The following is a 9,662-nucleotide window of genomic DNA, read 5'->3' as shown; positions in this document are numbered from 1 at the left end:
TGAGCAAGAAGCCCCCACTTCAAAATCAGAGATTTAAGTGGTGGGAGCATGTCACCTTTATAAAGGGCAAAACTGTGGTAACGCAGTGACGCAAAGCTATAGGGGCCGTAAACGAGCCAGCCAGTTGCAGAATTACAGGAGGAAGGAATGGCTCGTAAATATACTCGGGAAGAACTGAGAGAAAGGCTTCGGCGTTCAGTGTACAAGGTAGTAACAGAAGATGGAATCGAGGGGGTTACTGTTCGTAAAGTGTCCAAAGGATGTGAACTTTCCGATCCATATATTTACCAGTGTTACAGAGATCTCTTTGATCTGATGGAAACCTCTTTTCTTGAGATAGACAGTGAAATTGCAGGGATGATGAAAGCGCTGATCGAGAAGCAGACAACCGAACAAAAGACGACGCAGGAATCAGAAGAAACGTGCTGGACTTTGTGGAGTGCTTATTGGAAATTTCTCATGAGTGATCCTGAGCGGACAGTGTTTTACTGGAGATTTTATCAGTCTGCACGTTATACCAGGGAGATTTTGAAGGTCCGCCAGCAGGAATATAAAGTGCTTATTGATTATGTAGAAACACTTGGGAAACTGTCTGGAGTATCTGATCTTATGGATGCTGAAGTGATCGTTTCCAATATTGTTGACAGTACAGTGTCTGTAGCTGTTAAGATGCATCTTGGATATATGGACAGTACAGCACTTAAGGAACGAACGATCTATCAGTCCGTATTTGCCTTACTGTTTCATCTACTGCATATTGATGTATGGAATGGGGAAATATAAAAGCAGCGAGAGCTGCTTTTTTTGTACTTTTTTACGAACATTTATAGGACTGAAAAACGTATGAAACCACAAGATATTGATAAAAAACATCCAAATACGTCCAGAAATTGTACTAAATTAAAAGCATACGTTAAAGAATTGACAAGGGCATATGCCATAGTGTACACTAGCGTCGTGAACAAGGGAGTGTTCACTTGAAACTAATAAGATTCCGGTCTTATTTTTCTTTTTGTCAAGAAAGTTAGACTGGACATACGCGGAATAAATTATATTTTAGAGAGGTGCAAAATGAAAAACTTTTCACAGTGGGAAGGTTTCAAAGGAAACCGTTGGAAAGAAAAAATCGACGTCCGTAACTTTATCTCGATGAACTACACACCATATGACGGAGACGCTTCCTTCCTGGAAGAACCAACAGAAGCAACAAACAAACTGTGGGGAAAACTTCAGGAACTGCAGAAAGAAGAACGTGCCAAAGGCGGAGTTCTGGATATGGAAACAGAGGTTGTTACATCTCTGACAGCATATGGCCCGGGATACATCGACGAAGATCTCAAAGATCTTGAAACAGTTGTTGGTCTTCAGACTGACAAACCGCTGAAACGTGCATTTATGCCATACGGTGGAATCAAAATGGCAGAGCAGGCCTGCGAAACTTACGGATACAAGGTAAGTGACAAGATCAAAGACGTATTCCACAACTATGAATTCAAAACACATAACCAGGGTGTATTTGATATCTACACACCAGAGATGAAATTAGCCCGTCACAACAAGATCCTGACAGGTCTTCCGGATACTTACGGACGTGGACGTATCGTTGGTGACTACAGACGAGTTGCTCTGTATGGTATCGATGCTCTGATCAAAGGAAAACAGAAAGACTTCGCAGCATGCGACCGTCAGGGTATGAGACGTTATGACTTCCAGCTTCGTGAAGAGATCGCAGATCAGATCCGTGCTCTTAAAGGAATGAAAGTTATGGCTGAAGCATACGGATTTGATATTTCCGAGCCGGCTAAAAATGCAAGAGAAGCATTCCAGTGGCTGTACTTTGGATATCTGGCAGCAATCAAGACTCAGAACGGTGCTGCAATGAGTGTTGGACGTATCTCCACATTCCTTGATGTTTATATCGAAAGAGACCTTGCTAACGGAACTCTTACAGAGAAAGAAGCTCAGGAGCTTGTTGATCACATGGTAATGAAATTCCGTATGGTTAAATTCGCCCGTATTCCTTCTTACAACCAGCTGTTCTCCGGTGACCCGGTATGGGCAACTCTGGAAGTAGCAGGTATGGGACAGGACGGACGTTCCATGGTAACAAAGAACGACTTCCGTTTCCTGCATACACTGGAAAACATGGGACCGGCTCCGGAACCGAACCTTACAGTTCTGTATTCTTCAAGACTGCCTGAAAACTTCAAAAAATATACAGCTGACATCTCCGTGCTGACAAGCTCTGTTCAGTATGAGAACGATGATGTTATGCGTCCGGTATGGGGCGATGACTACAGCATCTGCTGCTGTGTATCCGCTACTGAGACAGGTAAGGAAATGCAGTTCTTCGGAGCGCGTGCAAACCTTGCAAAATGCCTTCTGTATGCTATCAACGGTGGTGTTGATGAGAAGACAAAACAGCAGGTAGGACCTCAGTATCAGCCGATTACTTCTGAATATCTTGACTATGATGAAGTAGTTGCAAAATATGACAAGATGATGGACTGGCTGGCTCATCTGTACGTTGGAACACTGAACATGATCCACTACATGCATGACAAATACTACTATGAAGCAGCAGAGATGGCTCTGATCGATACAAAGGTTGACCGTTCTTTCGCAACTGGTATCGCTGGATTCTCTCACGTAGTAGACTCCCTGTCCGCTATCAAATATGCAAAAGTTAAAGCTGTTCGTGACGAAGACGGAATCACAACAGACTTCATTGTAGAAGGTGACTTCCCACGTTATGGTAACGATGATGACAGAGCAGATGAGATCGCAACAACACTGCTTTCTACATTCCTTGAGAAACTGAAACACATCCATACCTATCGTGATTCCAAACCTACTACTTCTATCCTTACCATTACATCCAACGTTGTTTATGGTAAAGCTACAGGATCCCTTCCGGATGGAAGAAAAGCAGGCGAACCGCTGGCACCTGGTGCCAACCCGTCCTACGGAGCAGAGCAGAACGGACTTCTTGCTTCCCTCAACTCTGTTGCAAAACTGGACTATGAAGATGCCCTTGACGGTATCTCCAATACTCAGACCATCAACCCTGATGCTCTGGGACATACAGAAGAAGAACGTACAGAGAACCTTGTTCGTGTACTTGACGGATACTTTGATCAGGGTGCTCATCACCTCAATGTTAACGTATTCGGTAAAGAAAAACTGATCGATGCTATGGAACATCCGGAAAAAGAAGAGTATGCAAACTTCACAATCCGTGTATCCGGATATGCTGTTAAATTCATCGACCTTACAAGAGAGCAGCAGCTGGATGTTATTGCCAGAACCTGCCACGACAGAATGTAATAATGAGTGAAGAAATCAAAGGATATGTCCATTCTCTGGAAAGCTTCGGATCAGTAGACGGACCGGGCGTCAGATATGTGATATTCCTGAGTGGATGTGCAATGCGCTGCCAGTTCTGCCATAATCCGGACACCTGGAAAATGGGAGAGGGGCAGCAGTACACCCCGTCTCAGCTTCTGAAACAGGCTCTTCGCTATAAGAATTACTGGGGTAACAAAGGCGGGATCACTGTGAGTGGAGGAGAACCTCTTCTTCAGATTGATTTCCTGATTGAATTTTTCCGTCAGGCAAAGGCCGCAGGAGTTCATACGACTCTTGATACCAGTGCCAATCCTTACACAGAAAAGGAACCTTTTTATTCCAAATGGCTGGAGCTTATGAAGTATACTGATCTTGTTCTTCTGGACATCAAGCAGATTGACGAAGAAGAACATATCAAGCTTACAGGACAGTCCAACAAAAATATTCTGGCAATGGCACGGAAATTGTCAGATATGGGAAAACCGATGTGGATTCGCCACGTACTGGTTCCGGGAGGCAGTGATAAAGATGAGTATCTCCACAGGCTTGCAGATTTTATCCATACTTTAAAAACAGTGGAGAGAGTCGAAGTGCTTCCGTACCATACACTTGGTGTATTTAAGTGGGAACAGCTAGGAATTCCTTATCCGCTGGAAGGTGTCAGACCACCTTCGAAGGAACGGATCGACAACGCCAGAGAAATTCTGGGAGCGATATAAACCGGTCAGAAGACTGGAACCAAAAAAGATCTCAATGCCAGTGATGACAGAGAGATCTTTTTTTATTGCCGGAAATTATAAATCTTCCAGGTTGATTCCCTTTGGACGTTCCATATGAGCAATTGTGATTTCATAGATATGTTCAGAATCACCGGATTCCAGAGCATTCAGTATCGCCATATGTTCATTATAGGTATTTTCCATTCGTCCCTTATGAGAGAGAGAAAGTCTGGCGAGTGCCTTCATGCGGTACATAAAGGTGGAAAATATGGAAGAAAACTGTTCATTCTCAAGGTAGGTGATAATTTTGGTATGAAACTGAAAATCATATTCGCAAAATTCATCAATGGAATGTGTAGTATCCATGATCTCCTTCATATCATCCATGATAATATGAAGTTCTTTGAATAATCTTCGTGCCTTTCGGCACTCAAAATCCTTACAGATCTGAATCGTGCAGTAGCTTTCCAATGCAGAGCGGACCTGAAAAGTTTCGTTGACATCCTGTTTGGTAAGCTGATGCAGCATGAATCCCTTGTTTGGGATAATATCAATATAGCCTTCCTGTGCCAGCCGATGGATCGCATCTCGAAATGGAGTTCGTGAGATGCCGATTTCTTTTGATAATTTTGTCTCAGAGTATATTTCATGATAGGAAAGCTGATTTTCCAGAATTAATTTCTGAAGGTGCTTATAAGCCTGTTCGTTTAATGGTATCATACAAAAACTCCTTAAAAATCTAAAAATTTTCTGTAAAAAACGTGTATTTTTCTTGAAAACATCATACTGCAATATAAAAAACAGGTCAATATAAAATAGAAAAAAGTCATCAAAAATGCATTAAATTGTCAAAAATATAACAAAACAAAAAGCTGAAATTGGATAGTTTGTACAAAAACAAAGGATTTAAAATGTTAAAAAGGGAGAAAGCAAATTAGAGTATTGACCGGTATACCGGTATACGATATAATGAAGCCACAAACAAAGAAAACGAACAGAAAACAAAAGCAATAAAAGACAAAACAGGATATCCGAAGTAACCAGAACAACTACAAATTTCAACAGATCAAAAAGGAGAATGCAAAATGAAAACAGGATTTATCGGACTTGGAATCATGGGAAGACCAATGGCAAAGAACTTATTAAAAGCAGGCAAAGAACTTCTTGTATCAGATCTCAACAAAGAATCAGTAGCAGATGTAGTAAATGCAGGTGCCCAGGAAGCAACTTATGCAGAGATCGGTGAGCAGTGTGACAGAATCATCATTATGGTTCCGAGCGGTGCAATTTCAAAATCCATTCTGTTCGGAGAGAACGGAGTCGCTTCTAGCATTAAAGAAGGTGCAATCGTATGTGACATGAGTTCCGTAACACCAGTTGAATCCAAAGAATGCTACGATGGGCTTAAGGCAAAAGGCGTTGGTTTCCTGGATGCACCGGTATCTGGTGGAGAGCCTGGAGCAGTGAACGGAACACTGGCAATCATGGCAGGTGGAGATGCAGAGGATTTTGAATCGATGCAGGAATATTTTGATATCCTTGGTTCATCTGCACTTCTGATCGGTGAATCTGGAAGCGGAAGCGTAACCAAACTGGCAAATCAGGTTATTGTAAATAATACAATCGCAGTTGTTTCTGAAGCATTTGTTCTTGCTGCAAAAGCAGGAGCTGATCCGAAGAAAGTATATGAGGCAATCCGCGGTGGGCTTGCAGGAAGTGCAGTTATGGATGCCAAGATCCCGATGATCATCGAGCGTAACTTCAAACCGGGCGGACCGATCCGCATCAACCACAAAGACATCAAGAATGTTGTAAATACTGCACATTCTATTGATGTACCGATTCCTTACATTGCACAGCTGTATGAGATTCTGCAGACACTGAAGATCCATGGACATATGGAGGATGACCACGGCGGAATCGTACAGTATTTCGAGAAACTGGCAGGCATTGAAGTAAAGAAATTTGATTAAAGCAGATTCAGGAGGGAATAACGATGGCATTAAATGCACAGGTTTTAAGTTCTTACAAAAAAATCGACGAAGCATACATAGATACTCTTTTAAATAAAGAAATTACTCGGAATCAGAAGAAGATCGTTGTTCTGGACGATGATCCGACAGGCGTTCAGACAGTTCATGATATTTCTGTCTATACAAACTGGGAAAAGGATACCATCCGTCAGGGTTTTGAGGAATCCAATAATCTGTTTTACATACTTACCAATTCCAGAGGATTTACAACTGAGCAGACAACAGAGGCACATAATGCGATTGCTGAAGTTGTAGATGAAGTTGCGAAGGAAACCGGAAGAGAATATATTTTCATCAGCCGAAGTGATTCCACTTTGCGAGGTCATTATCCACTGGAAACAGAACTTCTGAAGGCAAATTATGAGAAAAATACCGGCAAGACTATCGACGGAGAAATTCTTTGTCCATTCTTCAAGGAAGGCGGTCGTTTTACCATTGATGATGTTCACTATGTCAAATATGGTGAAGAACTGATCCCGGCAAATGAGACAGAGTTTGCAAAAGACAAGACTTTTGGCTATACCGCAGCAACCATGCCGGAATATGTGGAAGAAAAGACAAAGGGTGCATACAAAGCTTCTGATGTTACCTGTATTTCTCTTGAAGAAATTCACGATATGGACATTGACGGTATCCAGAAGAAACTTATGGAAGTCAGAGATTTTAACAAGATTATCGTGAATGCGGTTGATTATGCTGATGTCAAAGTATTCTGCGTTGCCCTTTATCGTGCAATGGCAGCTGGTAAGGTATTTATGTTCCGTACGGCAGCGGCAATTGTCAAAGTTATGGGTGGTGTTACAGATCAGCCGCTTCTTACCAGAGAAAAAATGATAGTAAACGAAACAGAGAACGGTGGAATCATTGTAGTCGGATCTCATACAGACAAGACAACCAGACAGGTGGAAGAACTCAAGAAACTGACAGACGTAGAATTTATCGAACTGGATGCAACTTTAGTAAAAGATGATGCAGCGTTTGAAGCAGAAGTGCAGAGATGTCTCGACAGAGAAGAAGCATGCATCCGTGCCGGCAAAACTGTCTGCTGTTATACAACGAGAGCGCTGATCACAGCAGATACCGGAGACAAAGAAGATGAACTCAGACTTTCAGTGAAAATTTCCGATGCTGTTCAGTCTCTTATTGGACGACTGAAAATCACGCCAGGATTTGTTATTGCAAAAGGTGGAATCACATCCAGTGATGTCGGAACAAAGGCTCTTGCTGTTAAGAAAGCAAATGTTCTTGGACAGATCAAACCTGGAATTCCTGTGTGGCAGACAGGAGAAGAGAGTAGATTTCCATTGACACCATATGTAATCTTTCCAGGAAATGTAGGTGAAGATACAACGCTGCGTGAAGCAGTTGAAGTCCTGATTCAGAAATAAAAATATGAGGTGGCGGATATGGATATTACGATTACGACGATTGGTGCGCTTATCGGTCTGGCAGTTGCCATTATTCTTATTATTAAAAAAATAGAACCTGCATACAGTATGATCGCCGGTGCTTTTGTAGGTGGAGTGATTGGCGGGGCGGGACTGGAAGGAACCGTTTCCTGCATGATAACAGGAGCACAGAGCATTATGCCTGCGATTCTTCGAATCGTAACATCCGGAATTCTGGCAGGTGTACTGATCCAGTCAGGTGCGGCAGTAAAGATCGCAGACCAGATCATCAAGATTTTTGGAGAAAAAAGAGCATTATTTTCTCTGGCACTTGCAACAATGATTCTGACAGCAGTTGGTGTATTTGGTGATGTAGCAGTTATCACAGTTGCTCCGATCGCAATGGTTATCGGTCAGAGAATCGGATGTAGCAATTTCATTCTTCTGGCAGCTTTGATGGGTGGAGAAAAAGCCGGTATGGTCATTTCACCGAACCCGAATACTATTGCGGCAGCAGAAAATTTTGGTGTAGATCTTTCTGCACTGATGGCGGCAGGAATCATTCCTGCACTTGTCGGACTTGCAGGAACTGTTATAATCTGTACCTTCCTGGCGAAAAAAAGCCGTAAGGGAAATGTAGCAAAGGAAGAGAAATCTATAAAAGTCAATACACAGCCGATGGGACTTCCATCCATCGGTTCAGCAATCATCGGACCGCTTGTAGCAGTTGTGCTTCTGATGCTTCGACCAATCTGTGGTATAACGGTAGACCCGTTGATCGCACTTCCGGCAGGAGCTATCGTGGGACTGCTCTGCATGAAAAAGATGAATCATTTCAGAGAATATATTACCTATGGACTTGGCAAAATGATGCCGGTAGCAATCCTTCTGATCGGAACCGGAACGATTTCCGGTATTGTAAAGACCTCCCAGTTCCAGACAGATATGACTATGGTTCTGAATGCAATGAACCTTCCGGCATTTCTGCTGGCTCCGATTTCCGGAATTGTAATGGCAGGAGCAACCGCTTCTTCCTCTGCAGGAGCGACGATCGCATCAGCTACTTTTGGTGAGACGATCACACAGATCGTACCGGCATTATATGGAGCGGCTATGCTTCATGCGGGAACCATCGTTCTGGATTCTCTTCCACATGGATCTATTTTCCATGCGTCTGCAGGAGCAATGGGAATGCCGATCAATGAGAGAATGAAACTTCTTCCAATTGATATTCTGGAAGGTCTGATCATTGTAGTGGCATCCACGATTGTTTATGGAATCATTCTTTAGACTACATATAAAAAGATCTCAATGTCAGTGATGGCAGAGAGATCTTTTTTGTATAGGATAAAATGTCTGGAAATGATATTTTTGAATAACTGCGCGTCGCATTCTCGTTACTTTCAGTGATGAGTTAGGCGCGCAAATTTTTTACAAAAAACATAAAAGAGAGTTTTATTGGACCTAAAAAGAGTTATAATAGAACAGGAAAGAACAAATAGGACTTACTTGCATCATGACAAGATAGAAAGGTTAAGAAGCAGATATGAAGATTACATCCAGCTATGGCGTGGAATTACGAAAACAGAATATCCCGATCCGTCAGACACTGGATGTTTACAGGTCTGCTGTCAGCTATCTGACAGATATTTACGCGCAGGTATGGGAAGAGCTGGAAGGGATTTTGGAAGCGAAGAAACGTTTTAATGAAGCAGAACATCTGATACATACAACGAAAAAGAATCAGGCACGTTTTGATTTTGACATCCGCTTTCCAAAGATGCCCTCTTACCTGAGAAGGGCAGCCATCCAGCATGCCCTGGGAAGCGTATCCTCTTACAAAACCCGACTGGGCTTGTGGAAAAAAACAGGTCAGAGAGAAAGTAAACCGAGACTCGTATATGAGAACCATGCCATGCCGGTCTTTTACCGTGATGTAATGTACCGGGAGGATGAAGCCGGGAAGGATACTGCTTATCTGAAACTATATGACGGATATGACTGGAAATGGTTCCATGTACGGCTAAGCCATACCGACATGGAGTATCTGAGAAAGAACTGGTTCGGGAAAAAAGCATCTGCCCCAACGTTAGAGAGAAGACACAGGAAATACTTTCTACGTTTTTCTTATACAGAAGATGTGATACTTACGAAAGTACCAATCAGAGAACAGA

General features: G+C 42.6%; 7 protein-coding genes, 1 pseudogene and 1 riboswitch. Of the genes and pseudogenes, 7 read left to right on the top strand and 1 reads right to left on the bottom strand.

The genetic code is table 11. The features are described from left to right. The first annotated feature begins 55 nt into the window (after positions 1 to 55). Positions 56 to 132: riboswitch (cyclic di-GMP riboswitch) on the top strand. Positions 133 to 147: 15 nt separating this feature from the next. The 3 genes from LIR34_RS17060 to pflA all read left to right on the top strand — a co-directional run bounded on the left by LIR34_RS17060 (position 148) and on the right by pflA (position 4,067). After that, positions 148 to 783 (top strand): TetR/AcrR family transcriptional regulator, encoded by a 636-nt coding sequence (locus LIR34_RS17060; protein ID WP_173903390.1) that lies wholly within the window; start codon positions 148 to 150, stop codon positions 781 to 783. A 288-nt stretch (positions 784 to 1,071) separates the two neighbouring features. After that, complete coding sequence (gene pflB / locus LIR34_RS17055; protein WP_173903389.1) at positions 1,072 to 3,327, top strand: formate C-acetyltransferase; 2,256 nt, start codon at positions 1,072 to 1,074, stop codon at positions 3,325 to 3,327. Positions 3,328 to 3,329: 2 nt separating this feature from the next. Then, a complete protein-coding gene (pflA, locus tag LIR34_RS17050; protein WP_118252685.1) occupies positions 3,330 to 4,067 on the top strand; it encodes a pyruvate formate-lyase-activating protein in 738 nt (245 codons plus the stop codon). A 75-nt stretch (positions 4,068 to 4,142) separates the two neighbouring features. Here pflA and LIR34_RS17045 read toward each other — a convergent pair whose 3' ends face one another. Continuing rightward, positions 4,143 to 4,787 carry a GntR family transcriptional regulator gene (locus tag LIR34_RS17045; RefSeq protein ID WP_173903388.1) on the bottom strand — a complete coding sequence of 215 codons (645 nt, stop codon included), beginning with the start codon at positions 4,785 to 4,787 and terminating at the stop codon, positions 4,143 to 4,145. Positions 4,788 to 5,152: 365 nt separating this feature from the next. Between LIR34_RS17045 and garR the strand changes: the two genes are divergently transcribed. The 4 genes and pseudogenes from garR to LIR34_RS17025 form a co-directional block, all read left to right on the top strand. Beyond that, complete coding sequence (garR, locus tag LIR34_RS17040; RefSeq protein ID WP_173903387.1) at positions 5,153 to 6,040, top strand: 2-hydroxy-3-oxopropionate reductase; 888 nt, start codon at positions 5,153 to 5,155, stop codon at positions 6,038 to 6,040. Positions 6,041 to 6,063: 23 nt separating this feature from the next. After that, a complete protein-coding gene (locus tag LIR34_RS17035; protein WP_173903386.1) occupies positions 6,064 to 7,488 on the top strand; it encodes a four-carbon acid sugar kinase family protein in 1,425 nt (474 codons plus the stop codon). 18 nt (positions 7,489 to 7,506) lie between these two features. After that, the gene (locus tag LIR34_RS17030; RefSeq protein ID WP_173903385.1) at positions 7,507 to 8,778 is read left to right on the top strand and encodes a GntP family permease; all 1,272 of its coding nucleotides are present in this window, start codon (positions 7,507 to 7,509) and stop codon (positions 8,776 to 8,778) included. Positions 8,779 to 9,034: 256 nt separating this feature from the next. Beyond that, positions 9,035 to 9,662: pseudogene (locus LIR34_RS17025) on the top strand (IS200/IS605 family accessory protein TnpB-related protein); the annotation flags it as partial.

Source organism: Blautia sp. MSK17_66 (assembly GCF_020538025.1).
Classification (GTDB): domain Bacteria; phylum Bacillota; class Clostridia; order Lachnospirales; family Lachnospiraceae; genus Blautia_A.
Note: the sequence above shows the minus strand (reverse complement) of the source record. Positions and strands in the feature narration are given on the sequence as shown.

What these genes read in the sequence shown, in the direction of transcription:
- pflA (WP_118252685.1), top strand. Translation starts at nt 3,330, where the DNA reads ATGAGTGAAGAAATCAAAGGATATGTCCATTCTCTGGAAAGCTTCGGA.
- LIR34_RS17060 (WP_173903390.1), top strand. Translation starts at nt 148, where the DNA reads ATGGCTCGTAAATATACTCGGGAAGAACTGAGAGAAAGGCTTCGGCGT.
- garR (WP_173903387.1), top strand. Translation starts at nt 5,153, where the DNA reads ATGAAAACAGGATTTATCGGACTTGGAATCATGGGAAGACCAATGGCA.
- LIR34_RS17035 (WP_173903386.1), top strand. Translation starts at nt 6,064, where the DNA reads ATGGCATTAAATGCACAGGTTTTAAGTTCTTACAAAAAAATCGACGAA.
- LIR34_RS17030 (WP_173903385.1), top strand. Translation starts at nt 7,507, where the DNA reads ATGGATATTACGATTACGACGATTGGTGCGCTTATCGGTCTGGCAGTT.
- pflB (WP_173903389.1), top strand. Translation starts at nt 1,072, where the DNA reads ATGAAAAACTTTTCACAGTGGGAAGGTTTCAAAGGAAACCGTTGGAAA.
- LIR34_RS17045 (WP_173903388.1), bottom strand. Translation starts at nt 4,787, where the DNA reads ATGATACCATTAAACGAACAGGCTTATAAGCACCTTCAGAAATTAATT.